The organism is Kitasatospora sp. NPDC005751 (assembly GCF_040630835.1).
Taxonomy (GTDB): Bacteria; Actinomycetota; Actinomycetes; order Streptomycetales; family Streptomycetaceae; genus Kitasatospora.
Genome location: NZ_JBEXYC010000096.1, coordinates 1 through 15,562 on the forward strand (window position 1 = coordinate 1; position 15,562 = coordinate 15,562).

Consider the following 15,562-nt stretch of genomic DNA (forward strand, 5'->3'; position numbering starts at 1 on the left):
CCCACGTCGCCAAGATGCTGCGCACCGTGGCGGCCGGCGTCGCCAAACTGGAGGACCTGGAGACCGACGGCCCCGGCGCCGACAACTGGTGGCCGATCGCCGACCTGGACAACGGCCCCGTCCCCTGGCGGGAACTGACCGGCACCAAGCCCTGACCGGCTGACCCGTCGCAACGAAGTTAACGCCAGAGCACGCCCCTGGATCTGGGGCAGACCCGCCCCGCCGACCCGACAACTGCGACACCGCTACGTGTACCTGCTTTGAGGAACGAAGCATTAGCAGGCGGCGGCGGGGCCGGGGCGTTCTCCGCTGGCTCGCGGCTCGGTGTGAGCGGTGTCGAGCGGTGATGCCGTGGTGCTGCCGGTCGGGTGGCGGGACTGTTTCGTGGCCGGTCGGCAGCGGGCCGAGCGCGGGTGGCGGTGGCTGTGTGCCGGGGTGGGTCCGGGGCCGCAGGTCCGGCGGGGAGGCGCGGGCCAGCGGGCCCGGACCCGCGGGGGTGGGCCGTGGTGGCCCCTGTGGCTGGGCCCTGCCCCAGGGGCCCGGCTGCGGGCTGCCTCGTTCGTTGCTACCCAGTGCGAATGCGGCAGTCCTGCGACTGGAGCCGTCCCACGACGGGTCCGGCCGCAGGAGGACGGGGGTGGGTCACCCGATGGTGATGTCGTCGAGGAGGAAGACGGTCGCCAGGTAGGCGTCTTCGGTGCCGGCGAACTCCAGCTTCACGCTCTTGCCCTTGAAGGCGGACAGGTCGACGGTCTTCTGGACGTATCCGGAGGAGGCGTTGGCATTGGAGTAGGTGGCCAGCGTGGTGCCGTTGACGTTGACCTTGAGGGTGTCGTAGGCGGTGGCGCCGGACTCCGCGGTGCTGACCTTGAGCCAGAAGGTGAGCTTGGGGCTGCCGGTGGCGGGGACCGCGATGTTCGACTGGGAGAGGGATTCGATGGCGGAGGTGCCGTAGCCCATCATCCAGGCGTACCAGGAACCGCCGTGCGCGCTCTGCAGGGTGGAGTTGGTGATGTCGCTGTCGCTCTGGGTCCAGCCGGTGGCGCCCTGTTCGAAGGAGCCGTTGGTCAGCGCGTTGCCCGGGTTCGGGGTGGTGCTGGAGGTGGGGGAGGCGGTCGGGGACGGGGTGGTGCTGGAGGTGGGGGAGGCGGTCGGGTTCGGGGTGCTGCTGGAGGTGGGGGAGGCGGTCGGCGAGGGGGTGGGGCTGCTGGTGCCGGGGTCGGGCAGGGCCGTGCCGACGCTGACGGCGGCCCACGCCCTGGAGAGGAGGTACCGCTCCTGGGAGTTGGCGCCGTAGAGGTCGGCGGCGGCCTGGAGGGTGGCGGTGCGGGCGCCGGAGTAGTTGGTGGTGGAGGTCATGTAGGTGGACAGGGCGCGGTACCAGACGGCGGCGGCCTTGTCCTTGCCTATACCGGTGAAGCTGTCGTTGTTGCAGGTGGTGCCGTTGTGAGCGCGTCCGCCGATGGTCTTCGCGCCGGTGCCCTCGGCGGCCAGGTAGAAGAAGTGGTTGCCGATGCCGGAGGAGTAGTGGACGTCCACCGATCCGGCGCTGGCGGTCCAGCAGCCGAGGCTGTTGCCGTCGGCGGCGGGGTTGTCCATCCGGCGCATGTAGCCGCCCGCCATGTTGAGCTTCTCGCCGATGTAGTAGTCGCCCTGGTCACCGGCGTTGTTGGCGTAGAACTCGACCATGGTGCCGAAGATGTCGGACGTGGCCTCGTTGAGGCCACCGCTCTCGCCGGAGTAGTTGAGGCCGGCGGTGGCGGCGGTGACGCCGTGGCTCATCTCGTGGCCGGCCACGTCGAGCGCGGTGACCGGGGTGTTGCTGTTCTGGGAGGAGCCGTCGCCGAAGAACATGCAGAAGCAGTCGTCGTCGTAGAAGGCGTTCAGCAGGCTGGTGTCGACGTGGACGTAGGCGGGGGCGCCCTTGCCGTCGTTGCGGATGCCGGAGCGTCCGAAGGAGTCCTTGTAGTAGTCCCAGGTCTTCGCCAGGCCGTAGGAGGCGTCCACCGCGGCGCTCTCCCGGCTGGACGTGGTGCCGGTGCCCCAGGTGTTGGTGGTCTTGGAGAAGGCGCGGGCGTTCTGCTTCGGGTTCGACTGCGCGCTGTTGTAGGAGTCGTAGACGACGGTGCCGCCGTGCGCGGCGTCGGTGAGGGTGTAGGTGCTGCCGGACTGGGTGGTCTCGATACTGACCTGCCCGGCGGTGACACCGTTGCCGGTGCCCGTAGCGCCCTGGTGCAGCTCGTACTGGTCCAGCGGCGCACCGCTGGCCGCGTCCACGATGACCGCCTCCCGCGACACGGGCCCGGCCTCGTCCTCGCCGGTGACGATCGAGCGGTAGGCGAGAACGGGCACCTCGCCGACCGCGTACACCACCAGGGTGCTGCCGTCCGCGCTGTCGGTCCTGGCGTTCCTGACGTGCCTGGCGTGCTTGACCGCCTTGGCCGAGGCATCGGCCGCGCTCAGAGTCGGCGAGGTGGCGGCCACCTTGATCGCGCCCTGATGGGCCTGGTCGGAGCCGGTGGCCTTGCCGTCCTTGCCGTAGTGCACGACCAGGTCGCCACCGATGACGGGCAGGTCGCGGTAGGTGCGGGTGTAGCGCACGTGCCGGGCGCCGTCGGTGTCGAGCAGGACGTCCTTGGCCGTCAGGCGCTCCTCGGAGCCGAAGCCGAACGACTCGGCGACGGCGCCGGCCTCCCGGTCGGCCGTGCGTATCGCCTGGCTCCGCGCGTCGGCGCTCATCGCACGGAACCCGGCGCCCGGCCGGGTGGAGGAGCTGCTGGCGGTCGCGGTGGACTGGGTTGCCGCAACCGTCACGGTACCCAGGACGACGGTGGCCGCGACGGCCGTGGCGAGTGCTCTCTTGGAGGTCATCACATTCCTTCCGCCGAGCCCCATGGGGGAGGCCGCACGACGCCGTCTTGGGGGTGGGGGACGTCGGCGGTGATGGCTCGGCTGTGGCCATGAGGCTAGGGAAGGCGGGTGAGCGCCGAAATCAGGGAAATCCCTTGACCTGGACCGGGGAGGCGGGGGTGGCGCACCATGGCCCGATGCGAGACTCTGCGACGTGGGTGAGCGGGCTTCAGGACGAACCGGCCGGCGCCGTGGTGCCGGTGGTGCCTGACGACGCCCCCGGCACCCGCCGGGTGGTGCTGTTCGGGCCGCCCGGCATCGGCCGGACCACTGCGGCGGGCGTGCTGTCCCGGCGGCTCGGCCTGCCCGTCGTACGGCTGGCCCCGGGCCCGCAGGACGCCCCGGTTCCCTACACCGGACTGCTCGAACTCGCCCTGGCCCTGCAGTCGTTGCCCGCCGCACGGGAGCTGGCGGCCGTCCTGGACGAGGCCGTCGGCGAGCCCGCCTCCCCGGACGGCGCCGGGCCGGCCCTCCGGCTGCGCCGGCTGACCGTCGCCGTGCTGCGGGACGCGCCGCCGGTGACGCTGCTCGTGGACAACGGCCAGTGGCTGGACGCGGCCAGCGCAGCCGTCCTCGGGTGGGCCGTGCGCCTGTCCCCCGAGCTGCCCGTCATCGCCACCGAGCGCACCTGGCGCCCCGGCCCCGGCGGCCACTGGAGCGGCGAGGACGTGTACGCGCTGCAAGTCCCGCCCCTGGCGGAGCACCAGGTCGCCTCCCTGCTGGTCCCGATGCGGCCAACCCCCGGCGATGTCGCCTGGCTTCACACCCGCAGCGGCGGCAATCCGGCCCTGGCCCTGGAGCTCGCCCAGGTGTGCGGCCGCAGTGCCGGCACATCGGCCGCCGAGGCCACCGGCGAGGGCCCCCTCCTGCCGCCCGGCGCCCGCCGGCTCATCGGCGAATGGCTCGGCGCCGTGACCGACGACGTACAGGAACTACTGACCCTCGCCGCACTCGACGACCGCCCCGACGTCGACCTGCTGACCCGCCTCGCAGGCCCGGCCGCCGAGCACCTCCTGGCCCAGGCCGAGGCGACCGGGCTGATCCACCCCGCACCGGCCACCGGGCAGGTGCGCTTCGCCGCCTCGGCTATCGCCACCGAACTCACCACCCGGCTCCCGGGCGCCGAACGCCGCCTCCTGCACGCCCGCCTGGCCGAGGCCAGCCACGACAGCGTCCGCCGCGACCGCCACACCGCGCTTGCCGCCGACCCCCGCACCACCCGGCACACCGCACGCGACGCCGCCCGCGCCGCCGGCCACGCCCGGCTTCGCGGCGAACACCCGCTGGCCGCCGAACTCTCCCTCCTCGCCGCCCAGCGCACCCCGCGCGAGGACACCGGCCTGCTCACCCAACGCGCACTGACCGCCGTGCGCGACGCCACCAACTGCGGCGACCTGCCCCGCGGCCGGGCCGCCGCCCGCCTCGTCCTGGAACACGAAAACAGCCCCGCCCAACGCGTCGGCGCCCTCCTGTCCCTGCTCGACGCCAGCGGCCAGCGCCTGCACAGCGCCGACGAACTGTTCGCCGCCGCGATCCACGAGGCGGGCGGACGGCCGGACCTCACCGCGCAGATTCTTTTCCGCCAGGCCATCTGGGCCAACGTCAGCGAAGGCGCCCCCGAACAGGCCGCCGTCCTGGCCGCCCACGCCGCCGCCCTCGCCATGGCCGCCGACGACAGCACCACCGCCGCACTGGCCCTGACCATGCAGGCCCGCGTCCACCGCATCCTCGGCCACCCCGACGCCGAAGCCACCCTAGAACACGCCCTGTCCCTGCCCCGCACCGCACTCGTCCCCACCAACGCCACCCCCGAACACCTCGCCGCCCGCCACGCCCTCTTCGACGACCGCCCCGGCGAGGCCCGCACCACACTGCTCCCGCTGCTCGTCCAGGCCCAACGCACAGGTGACGCCGAGGCCATCGTGGACATCCTGCGCAGCCTCGCCGAAGCCGAACTGCGCGCCGGGCGCTGCGCCAAGGCACTCGACTACGCCCGCCGCGCCCAGGCACTCTCCGACCAGGCCGGCCTGCCACCGGGCCCGGCCTGCTACACCTCCGCACTCGTCGAGGGCACCGCCGCACGCACCGACCTCGCCCTGGCCCACGCCAACCGGGGCATCGACGCCTCCCGCTACGATGCAAACCAGGTCTTCCTCTCCCGCAACCTCTTCGCCCTCGGCCACCTCCTGCTGGCCGCCGACCGTCCCAAGGAGGCCGTGGAGCCGCTGGAGGAGGTCCGCGCCCTGGAGAAGCGGCAGCAGGTCCGCGACCCGTCCGTCCTGCGCTGGCACGCCGACCTCGCCGAGGCGCTGGTCGCCGTCGGCCGCCCCGACGAGGCCGACGACCTGCTCGCCGACACCCGCCGCACCGCCACCGACCTCGGCCGCACCTGCGTGCTGCCCGCCCTCGAACGCGCCCAGGCCCTCCTCGACGCCGCCCGCGGCGACTACGACACGGCCGCCAGGCGACTCGACGACACGGCCGACCGCCTGCGCCACCTCCCCCTCGAACGCGGCCGCACCCTCCTGGCACTCAGTCACACCGAACGCCGCGGACGCCGCCGCGCCAGCGCCCGCGCCGCAGCCCGCAGCGCCGCCGACCTCTTCACCACCCACCAAGCCCACCCCTGGTCCGACACCGCCCAGCGTGCCCTGACCCGCCTGGAACCCAACCCGGCCGAGGACGGTACCCGCCCGCGCCTCACCACCACCGAGGAGCACTGCGCCCGCCTCGCCGCCGCCGGCCGCAGCAACCGCGACATCGCCACCGCCCTCACCGTCAGCGTCAAGACCGTCGAAGCGACGCTCACCCGCGTCTACCGCAAACTCGGTCTCACCTCGCGCGTCCAACTCGCCCACACCGTCGTTCCGGCACTCGAATGACCGACCGGCACCGCATCCAGGACCCCTGGACGTGGCAAGCGCCGGCCTGTGCCTTCGCCGTCGAAGACGAAGATCAGCAAAGCCTGGGCGGCCCGGATCAGCAGTAGGCAGAGCAGAGGGCCCGCACGGCCTTCTCCGGTCGTACGGGCCCCCCTCGTTGCTACGTCCTACTGGCGGCCCGTCAACCCTTCGAGGCGGCCCCGGTCAGCGTGGCCAGGGCCCCAGGCCGGTACGAGGCGACGTGCCCGCAGGGCCACGGGGACTGCCGGTGCGCCGCCAGCTTCTCCGTCAGCACCGCCTCCTAGTGCTGGATTCCTTAAAGGTAGTAGATGTAGCGGCGTCGGAGTTGTCGTATTGATGGGGCGGGTCTGCCCCAGATCCACGGTCTGGCACGTGCGTTGAGCTGGGCGGTTGCCAGCCGGGTGGCCTGGGTGATCTCGTCGGGGTCGGCAAAGGAGTGGCCGGCGAGGGAGACCTTGCGGAAGATGCGCCACCAGGCTTCCTGGAGGTTGAGCCAGCAGGCGCCGACGGGTATGAAGACGTGCTTGATGCGCGGGTGGCTCTCCAACCAGGTGCACCATCCCGGAGAAGGCGGACCAGATCCGCAACCGCCGGAAGCTCGGCTCCCGAGGCGGCCGCCCGCCCCAGTTCGACAAGGACGACTACAAGCAGCGGCACGCGGTCGAGTGCGGGATCAACCGGCTCAAGCGTCACCGTGCGGTCGCCACGAGGTACGACAAGCTCGCCGTCCGCTATCACGCGACGGTGCTGGTCGCCGCCATAAACGAATGGCTGTGAGGCGCTCTGGGTGCGACCATGCGGCAGTGAACGCAGATCTCCCCGACGGATGGACGATCGAGCGGCTCCGTTCCGTCTCCGGCGACGCCGAAGCGGATCTGCTCTCGCTTGAACGACTCGTCGTTGTCGAACAGCCCGGCTCCGCGGACTACGACGTCCTCCAGCCTGACGTCATCCTGTCCTTCCATGACCTGTGCCTCGCCCGAGCTGACGACGAGTGGTTCATGGGACAGCTCGCCGCCGACGGCTCAATCATCTGCTGGGCGTCCTACGGCCCTGACCGCCGAAGCCATTCGTGGTCTGTGAGCCACGCGGGCGACCTTGATCCACTTTCGCAACAGACCCTAGCCGGGTCGGAGGCGACGGGGATGTCCAACTCCATCGACGGGTAGGCGCCGGCGTCGGACTCGCGCTGGAAGACATACGACCAGCCGGCGGTGCTGTCCCAGTTCACGGTGAGCATGCAGTCCGCGTCGAAGGCATCAGGGTCACCGCACGGGCTGTGGTTCCCGGCATCCCAGCCAAGCACGGCCCGCAGCACGGGCGCGCCGGCGAGGTTTCCCTCCTCCAGCCGCCAGCCGTCGGGGCCGCGCCTGATCGCCTCCAGCTCGGTGACGACCCGGGCAATGTAGTCGTGGTGCGGCAGGTGGCCACCACTATTCTCCAGAACCTTCGGCACGATGGCCTTCCCCTCCGTTGTCGTGGCGTGGGCCGGGCCCCGCTGGTGAATCGTCTGGCGCGGTGCTGAGGACAGGAGACCCGGCGGCGCTCGCGGCCAGCCACGAGTACGTTGCTCTTCGAACCGGAGCTGCTCGCCTGCGGGCCACGCTCGGCTCAGTCCCTGGGGCGGCCGCCACGCGGTCCAACGACGGCGAGCCGCCACTCTGTGCAGCGCCCGACCACTGACGTTGCCGTCAACTACTGCCGTCAAGCCGTCCCAAAAACGGTAGGGCCCCACCGAAACATGCTCGGCGGGGCCCTACCTATTGGGACAACCAGCTATGGATCCAAGCCACGATAAGCCATTAAATCCACCCTTACAGCAGGACCATAAGGATGAATAAACATTCAGCTTACAAGGTGAGCTTAATTGCCAGTCTGACATCTCGCCAATGTTGCCATCGCTTGATCGCGTAGATCAATAGGGAGTGACTCTGACTCCGTCGTCAATTGCAGCATTTCGCAGGCAAGGCGAGAATCGAAGCCTGGCATCTGAGCCATTTGAATCAGCCACGGAACGGCCAGCGCTATCCAATATGGCCGCCCCCGCTTGCATGCGGAGGCCACAGTCAGCTCCACTAGCCTCTCAGGGGTTGAGACCCCGTGACCTCCCAGAAGTTCCCAGGAGATTGAGAAATCGTCAAGGCATTCGGCAAGGCTCCTCTCAAGGAATGGCCACATAGCTATGTAGCCTGACCCTTCCAAGGTTGCCCTACCCTCGTCCGCCTTGCCGATGCCAAGCGTTCCATCTGGCATTACACCCAGCCATGAGTCATAGCTACTTCTCACGACTGGCGTCCAGTCTCCCATATCTAACCCCAAGATTGGTAATCGGCTTGGACTCCGTAGCTTTCTATGAATTTCTGGAATTGATCCCACACGGCAGGCGTCCAGTTCTGGCCAAAATGGCCACTTTCCTGCGTGAAGACAAGCCCGCCATTTGCGTTCCGATACATCGTACCGCCAGCGACGGTCTTTGAGTCGGCTCCGAGTTTAGCCACCAGTTGCTCGTGCGGACTGAGCCCCCCCGGAATGGGATCACGGTCTCCGGCCAGGAACTTTCCTGTCCCAGGATCGAAGACGAATTCCGTCTCCGGCTTCGGCGAAGCAAAGGAGGTCAGGGCATCTGCAGAGCCAGCCCCCGGCCCCAATGCAATATCGCCGCACCCAGAATTATGCACGAGAATTGGCGTGGCGCTAGCGAGTACATAGTACGTGTGGATGTCTCGAATAGTGAGGTTGAAGGCGGGCCGAAGGTCCGTCCGACGCTTGACACCGATGACCTCTGCGGTGGCGCCACTCGGGGTTCGCAGCGTGTCGCCTTCGACGAGGTCTGCGGCATTGCGCCAGGTGCGCTGACCCACAGACCAGTAGGGGTGGTGGTCGGTGGAGGTGATGGTGGCGGTCTTGCCGTCCGGTGTTGCGATGGTCAGGTCGGTGAAGTCGCGGTCGTCGGGTGTGTAGATGGTGGCGTCCACTGTTTGTGCAGCGGTTCGTCCGTTGACCGGGTCGGTGGCCAGCACATGGTCGCCCTTTTGTACCTGCTCGATCGGGCGGGAGGTGCTGTCGGCCATCAGGACGGGAGTGCCGGCCGGGAAGCTGTTGCCTCCAATGCAGATGCCGATGCGGGCGAAGGCGTCCTCGAGGAACGAGGTGACCCTCCCCTTGAAGGGCAGCTGCCGCGCGAGATCGAGGAGCTTCTGCGCCGGGCCGCTGAGCGCGGCCACCGGACTCGTACAGGCGGGCGACTTCTCTTTGGCGTCTCCCGTGAGGAGGCCGACCATGCACGAGCCCCCTTGCCAGAAGAATGTCGGCAGAGCCTCGAGGATGAAACTCGCGTTGAACGCGAGGACGGCACTGTAGAGACTGAAGAGGCTTATGTAGGCCCCGGCGGCGAAGACGAAGGCCTGGCTGAGCTTGTCCGCGGCGTAGTCGATCCCCCTCAGGACGGGCCGCAGCCAGTCCTGCTGGTTGCCCCAGTCGATCGGGCCGCCGATGTGGTGGAGCGGACCGGTGCTGATCTTGGTGGCGAGGTCGGCGACGGCCTGTCGGCGCAGTGTCTCCCGCTGCACCTGGACGGCCACGTCCCGCAGCTTCAGCTCTTCGGCCAGCGCCTCGGTCTTGCTTTCCTCCACGGCGTGGACCGCGGCGGTGTCGAACGCCGCCGCCGCGGCTTGCGCCGCTGCCCGGGCGTCGTTGCCCGCGGCGTCTGCCGAGGCTCGCGCGGCCGAGGCCGCCGCGTAGGCGCTGCGCGCCGATGCACGTGCCCGGCCCGAAGAGTTCTGGGCTTGTTGGGCGGAGTAGCGGGCGCTGGCGGTGGCGCGGTCGGCTGTGGCCGCCGCCTCATTGGCGGCCTTGGATGCCTGGGCGGCCTGGGCGGCGCTTGTCTCGGCCGATTTGGCCTTGTCGGTGGCCTGGGCCGCGTAGCCGGCGGCCCTGGTGGCCGCTTCTTGCGCTTGGCCGGCGGCTGTGGAGGCGTCGCCTGCCGCACCCTTGGCCACGGCGGCGGCCTGGGCTGCCTCGGCGGCGCTCTGCTGGGCGTAGGCGGTGACGGCGGCGCCCTCGGCGATCAGCCGCTGCACGTCCGCGATGTGGGCGGCGGCGAGCTGGTCTTTCCGTTGGGCCGTGTACTGGCCGGTTTCGATGAAGTCCCGCAGGATCTGCGGAGGCGCTTCGAGGGCGACGCGGGCGGCGGCCTCGAGTTCGGGGCCGGCGCCGTTGCGCAGTTGGGCGGCGTGAAGCTTGTCGTCCGCCGTCTGGGCGTTGAATCGGCCGGGGCCGAGGTAGTCGCGCAGGGCCTGTACGGTGCCCGCCATGAGCGCTGTTTCGGCTGTGGCCTTCACTTGGGGTCCGGCGTCGTTCATGGATTGTGCGACGGCGACCTGGTAGTCCTTGACGGCGGCCTGGTACTGGCCGGTGGTCAGGAAGGCGGTCACCGCGGCCGCGTCGCCCGTGAGTGCCTGGGCGGCGGCGGAGCGGACTGCGGGCATCTCGGAGTTGGCGGCGAGGTCTGCCACGCGTTCGCGTTCGTCGAGCTGGAGCGCCTTGGCGCGACCGGTGCGCACGTACTCCAGGACGGAGCTGTCGGAGCCGGAAAGAGCGGTGCGCGCGGCGGCGGCGTCCCAGGGGCCGGAGATCTTCAGCGACAGCAGGGCGAGCTTGCGCCCGTCGGTGGCGATCTGCGCGGTATCCGCGTTCGGCTGGAGGACCGCCGCGGCCAGGCGGTCAGCCTCGTCCTGGTAGAGGCGGGCCTGCTGCACGGCATCGCCGGCTTCTTTGCCCGCGTCGTCGTAGGCCGCGCGGGCGTCGATCGCCCGGTCGGTCGCGGCGGCGGTGCGGGCCGTGAGGTCCTCCGCCTCGGTCCGCCGGGCCAGGTCCTGAACCTTGCCCGCCTGCTCGACAGCGGCCTGCGCCTCGTCCGCCAGAACCTGCGCCTGATCCGCGTGGATCTTGGAGTTCTGGGCGGCGGTGGCCGCCTCGCCCGCGTGCTGCGCCGCCTCGTCGGCGGCCTGCGCCGCGGCCTGCGCGTGGCCGGCGGCGGAGTTCGCGAGGCTCTTGGCGGCAGTGGCGAACAGGACGGCCTCGGACACCAGCGACTTGGCGGCGTTGGCGGCACGGGCCGCCTCCTCGGCGTGACGACGGGTCGAGGCCGCTGCCTGCTTGGCACGGGCCGACTGGACTCCGGCCTTCTCGGCGAACCCGCCGGCACGCTCGGCCGATGCGGCAGCGTCCTTCGCGTCGGCACCGGCGCCGGCCGCCGCTCCCACCGCGACCTGACTCGCGTTGCCCGCGACGATGGCATCGTCCAGGGACCGAGCGGCGGTGAGGGCGTTCTCCGCCGCAGCGCGCGCCTCCAGCGCGGCCTGTGTGGCATCCCCGGCCTTGTCCCGGTTCACCGCCGCCGAGGCTGCGGCACTGCGCGCCCGGGAGGCGGCCTGCGCCGCACCGGCGGCAGCGTACGCGGCCTGGGAAGCCGCTGCGGCGGCCGTGCGAGCGGCGTTGGTCGCCGACCGCGCCGACTGCGCGGCGCTCTGCGCGGCGGTCCCCGCCTGCTCCGCGGCCTGCGCCGCGCGCTCCGCCGCCGCCCCGGCCATGGCCTTGTCCGCGCCGGCCGCCTCGGTCTCCGCGGCGGCCCGGGCCGCGGCCTCCTTCGCCAGCTTCGACGACGCAACGGCCTGCGCGGAGGCGGTCTTCGCGGCCTCGGTCTCCCGCACCGCCTGCGCGGAGGCGTCCTTGGCCTGCTGGACCAGCTGTGCGACCGTCGTGCGCTCGGCGTCGCGGGCGCGTGCCACGTGCTGGCCCACCGCCAGGAACTCGCGCACGTCGGCGATCGAGCCGTTGAGCGCCAGGCGCGCGGCGGCCTGCGTGTTCGGCCCGCCCTCGCTGAGGATCTGGACCAGCTTCACCCGGTCGTCCGCTTCCCTGGCGGTGTACTGGCCCTCCGCCAGGAACGCCCGCAGGTCGTCGGCCGAACCGAGCAGCGCCGTCTCGGCCGCCTTGCGCACCCCCGCGCCGGCACCGTTCATCGACTGCGCGACCTGGAGCTGCTGGTCCTTGATCAACGCCTGCCGGTAGCTACCACTGAGGAAGGCCTGCAGGTCATCGGCCGAGCCGAGCAACGCCTTCTCAGCCAGCTCCCGCACCCCCGGGCCGGCCAGCGCGTGGATCTGCGCCACCGCGACCTGATCGTCCTTCACCTGCGCCGCGGCACGCCCGCTCTCGAGGAAGAGACGCACATCCGCGTCCGACCCGAGCAGCGCGGCCTCCGCTGCCGCCCTGACCCCCGACTCCCCAGCCTCCCAATAGCTGAGCACCCTGACCCGATCGGTGACCCACGAAACACCCGATGGCGTGCCGGCGTCCTGCCCGGCCGCGAAGGCCGGAGCCGTGCCCAGCAGGCCGGCGAGCAATGCCAATGGCAATAGTCGAAGACTCAGCCCGCGCAACGGAGCTCCCCGCACCCTCCGTTTGCGAAGCAACGATATACCCACCAGCAACCCCTTTTGATTAGCCCTCACACCGGCTCACCCGGCACCTGCGAGAGCATAATGCCGGACACTGACAAGGCAATAGCTGATGGAGCATCAGTAGCATCTCACACAGAGGCGGTCACGGCGTGGTGCAGCCCGCCAGCAACAAGTTGAATCAGGGGCAGAAGACCGGAATGCGGACACCGCAGTAGGCCGCTTTGTCCGTTATATGCGCAATTCACTTGTGGTCATATCCCCTCAAATATCGCAGCGTGGAACGGACATGACGGTCGCTTGTCTGACCGATACCCTAGACTCTCGCATCGTGTAGCCAGGCCTGACTTCTCCGGCCGGCTCGCCCTCCGTGCTGATTACCTCCAGTTCGGATTCCTCCGCGGGGGATAGCCATGCCCGCGGCGAAGAACCAGAAGAAGGTTGCAGATGAAGACTCGTATACGATGGAAGATTGTCGCCGCCCTCGCGGCCATTCTCGCGATCGGCGCCTCCACTGTCGCCGCGGCCGACAGCACCCCTGCGGGAAATTCCGCCGCCCCGCCCGTGGTCGAGGACTTCACCTACCCCGGGACGTCACCCTTCCCGGAACTCAAGCTCCTGCGCGGGGACGGGCACATCGTCCTCGCCGACTGCTACACCGACGTCCAGATCAAGCTGTTCAGCATGGCCGTCGGAGGTGCCGGCCCGGCAGCCTGCTTCCGGGTCACCCGTGCCTCGGGGTTCCTGGCCCTCGAACTGCCGAAGACCTTCAGCATCTGGACAGCGGGTTACGACGTGCGCGCCCGCCTGACCACCGACGCCGGCGTCACAACGACGGTCGACGTCCCCAAGAACACCCTGCAGAACGTCGCCGAAGGGCTCGGGCAGAAGCCGGCGGCCCTGGTCGAGCTGCGGACCGGCTGACCCACGTGCACCCGGCGACAGCCGCAACTCAAGCGACCCGTTCTTCGGAGGGACCCGGATGAAACGCCGCACCCGAGGCCTGCTCACCGCGCTCGGCGCAGCGCTCGGCATCACGGCCTGTGTGTCCGTGCTCGCTGTGGCCGATAGCGCTCCGCCGCCCCCGCCGGCGTCGGCTGACGCCTCCTCCGCGCCCGTGGCCCTCGAGGACTTCGCGTACCCCGGCGCCAACGGCATCATCAACGTCAAGCTCCTGCGCGGAGACGGACACGTCACTCTCGCCGACTGCTCCGGCCCGTCGCAGATCCAGATCTGGACCCGCGCCCCCGGCAACGCCGACAACAAGGTCTGCTTCGTCGCCGACACCGCGACCGGCTTCCTCGCCCTGGAGCTGGCGGACGTGTTCGCTGTCCAGACCAGCGGCCGGTCCCTGCGTGCGAGCCTCACCACCGGCGGCACCACACAGACGCTCGACGTCCCCACGGACGGCTTCAAGGGCGTCGGCGAAGGGGTCAGTAGCGCGCCGACCACCGTCGTCGAGCTACGTGTCACCGGCTGACAGTCCGCCCCCCGCGCCCTCTCCCTAGCACCCTAGGAACCACTTCATGCTTCGCAAGACCTCGCCCCGCGCCCGGGTGACGAGCCTGCTCGCCGCGGCCCTGGCCGTCGGCACACTCGGCACCTGCGCGGTCACTCCGGCCGGCGCCGTCTCGGCCGACCCCGCTGTCGAGGGCTCCTACGCCTTCACCGCCAAGCTCGCCATCGGTGACACTTTCCGTGCCTGTACCGGCGCCCTCGTCGACCGCAACTGGATCATCACCGCGGCGTCCTGCTTCGCCGACGACCCCGCCCAACCGCAGAACCTCGCCGCCGGCGCGCCGAAGTGGCGCACCACCGCCACCGTCGGGCGCACCGACCTCACCACCGGCGCCGGTCAGCAGGCGGACATCGTCGAACTGGTGCCCCGACAGGACCGCGACCTCGTCATGGCCCGCCTCGCCACCCCCGTCGACGGCATCCCCACCCTCCCGCTCGCCACCACCGCACCCACCACCGGCCAGAGCCTGCGCATGCCCGCCTACGGGCGCACCAAGACCGAATGGGTCCCCACCAAGCTCCACACCGGGACCTTCACCCTCGACGCCGCCCGGCCCACCGCGATCGACACCACCGGTGTGAACGGCTCGGCCCTCTGCAAGGGCGACACCGGCGCCCCGCTCCTGCGCGAGACGAACGGCAAGGCCGAACTCGTCGCCGTCGCCTCCCGCTCCTGGCAAGGCGGCTGCCTCGGCGAGACCGAGACCCGCACCGGCGCCTCCAGCACCCGCACCGACGACCTCAGCGCGTGGGTAGCGGAGCTGCGGCTGCGTACGGCGGACGTGCAGGCAGGTACCCACGTGCAGGTCATCGGGGCCAACGACACGCTGTGGGACACGGTCGTGGGCCCCAGGGCGGGCGGAAGTTGGTCTCCGGTCACCAGCGGTGAGCTGGCCGCTGTCGACACCGTCGCCATCGGCGACACCCTCCACGTCTTCGTCGTGGGCTCCAACGGCCATGTGTACACGCGTGACGGAAAGGTCGGCGGCACCTGGACGCCGTGGGGTGAGGTCCCCGGCGGCGCGGCGGGAGTCAGCGGCATCACCGCCACCGCCCGCGGCACCATGGTCGGCCTGCAGATCATCGGCTCCGACGGCTCCCTCTACAGCACCGGCGTCGACTACGCGGCCGGCTACTGGAGGCCCTCATGGGAGCGTGTCGACACCAACAACCTGAAGGCCGTCACCAGCGCCACCACCGCCAACGGCGCCATCCACGTCTTCGCCGTCAACGAGGACGGCCGGGTCTATACCCGCGACAACAACCTCGACGGCGGCTGGACCGCGTGGGGTGAGATCCCCGGCAACGCCGTCGGCGTCAAGGACATCACCGCCAGTGCCCGCGGCAACATCGTCGATCTGCAGATCATCGGCTCCGAGGGTTCCCTCTACACCACTAACGGAAACTTCGACGCCGGCCACTGGGACCCCGCCTGGAGCAAGGTCAGCGACAACAAGCTGAGGGCCATCACCAGCAGCGCCGAGAACAACGTCGTCCACGTCATCGCCATCAACGAGGACTACAAGGTCTACCAGCGCGACGCCGACTACAACGCCGGCCGCTGGACCGAGTGGAGCGAGGTCCCCGGCGGCGCCGTCGGTGTCAAGGCCCTCACCGCCGCCACCACCGGCTGACCTGACCCACATTCCTCGCGGTTTGCGGGGGCCCAGACCAAAACGGTCTGGGCCCCCGCAAACAAACATCCGCATCCGGCTTCACTAGCCGTTGCTCTATCGATCTTGGTGATCGTGAGTTCGAGTCTGCCGACTC

At 70.3% G+C, this 15,562-nt stretch carries 9 protein-coding genes and 1 pseudogene; 5 read left to right on the top strand and 5 right to left on the bottom strand.

What is annotated here, in order from left to right:
• Positions 1-642 precede the first annotated feature (642 nt).
• Positions 643-2,871, bottom strand: a complete 2,229-nt coding sequence (locus tag ABZ497_RS35400) for a M4 family metallopeptidase (RefSeq protein ID WP_359811896.1) — start codon at positions 2,869-2,871, stop codon at positions 643-645.
• Between the two features lie 197 nt (positions 2,872-3,068).
• Here ABZ497_RS35400 and ABZ497_RS35405 point away from each other — a divergent pair, with 197 nt between their 5' ends.
• Positions 3,069-5,792, top strand: a complete 2,724-nt coding sequence (locus ABZ497_RS35405; protein WP_359811899.1) for a LuxR family transcriptional regulator — start codon at positions 3,069-3,071, stop codon at positions 5,790-5,792.
• Positions 5,793-6,108: 316 nt separating this feature from the next.
• Here the strand turns inward: ABZ497_RS35405 and ABZ497_RS35410 are convergent, their stop codons facing one another.
• A complete protein-coding gene (locus ABZ497_RS35410) occupies positions 6,109-6,360 on the bottom strand; it encodes a hypothetical protein (RefSeq protein ID WP_359811901.1) in 252 nt (83 codons plus the stop codon).
• A gap of 2 nt (positions 6,361-6,362) precedes the next feature.
• On the opposite strand from ABZ497_RS35410, the pseudogene ABZ497_RS35415 reads away from it, so the two are divergent.
• Positions 6,363-6,590: pseudogene (locus ABZ497_RS35415) on the top strand (IS5/IS1182 family transposase); the annotation flags it as partial.
• Here the strand turns inward: ABZ497_RS35415 and ABZ497_RS35420 are convergent.
• From ABZ497_RS35420 to ABZ497_RS35430, 3 genes are all read right to left on the bottom strand, one after another.
• Complete coding sequence (locus tag ABZ497_RS35420; RefSeq protein ID WP_359811904.1) at positions 6,548-6,778, bottom strand: hypothetical protein; 231 nt, start codon at positions 6,776-6,778, stop codon at positions 6,548-6,550. The pseudogene ABZ497_RS35415 and the gene ABZ497_RS35420 overlap by 43 nt on opposite strands.
• A gap of 80 nt (positions 6,779-6,858) precedes the next feature.
• The gene (locus ABZ497_RS35425; protein WP_359811907.1) at positions 6,859-7,269 is read right to left on the bottom strand and encodes a hypothetical protein; all 411 of its coding nucleotides are present in this window, start codon (positions 7,267-7,269) and stop codon (positions 6,859-6,861) included.
• 853 nt (positions 7,270-8,122) lie between these two features.
• Positions 8,123-12,226, bottom strand: coding sequence for a polymorphic toxin-type HINT domain-containing protein (locus ABZ497_RS35430; protein ID WP_359811910.1), 4,104 nt, complete (start codon positions 12,224-12,226; stop codon positions 8,123-8,125).
• Positions 12,227-12,721: 495 nt separating this feature from the next.
• On the opposite strand from ABZ497_RS35430, the gene ABZ497_RS35435 reads away from it, so the two are divergent.
• The 3 genes from ABZ497_RS35435 to ABZ497_RS35445 all read left to right on the top strand — a co-directional run bounded on the left by ABZ497_RS35435 (position 12,722) and on the right by ABZ497_RS35445 (position 15,426).
• Positions 12,722-13,198, top strand: a complete 477-nt coding sequence (locus ABZ497_RS35435) for a hypothetical protein (protein WP_359811912.1) — start codon at positions 12,722-12,724, stop codon at positions 13,196-13,198.
• A 193-nt stretch (positions 13,199-13,391) separates the two neighbouring features.
• The gene (locus ABZ497_RS35440; protein ID WP_359811915.1) at positions 13,392-13,754 is read left to right on the top strand and encodes a hypothetical protein; all 363 of its coding nucleotides are present in this window, start codon (positions 13,392-13,394) and stop codon (positions 13,752-13,754) included.
• 46 nt (positions 13,755-13,800) lie between these two features.
• Positions 13,801-15,426, top strand: a complete 1,626-nt coding sequence (locus tag ABZ497_RS35445; protein WP_359811917.1) for a trypsin-like serine protease — start codon at positions 13,801-13,803, stop codon at positions 15,424-15,426.
• The last annotated feature ends 136 nt before the right edge of the window (positions 15,427-15,562 follow it).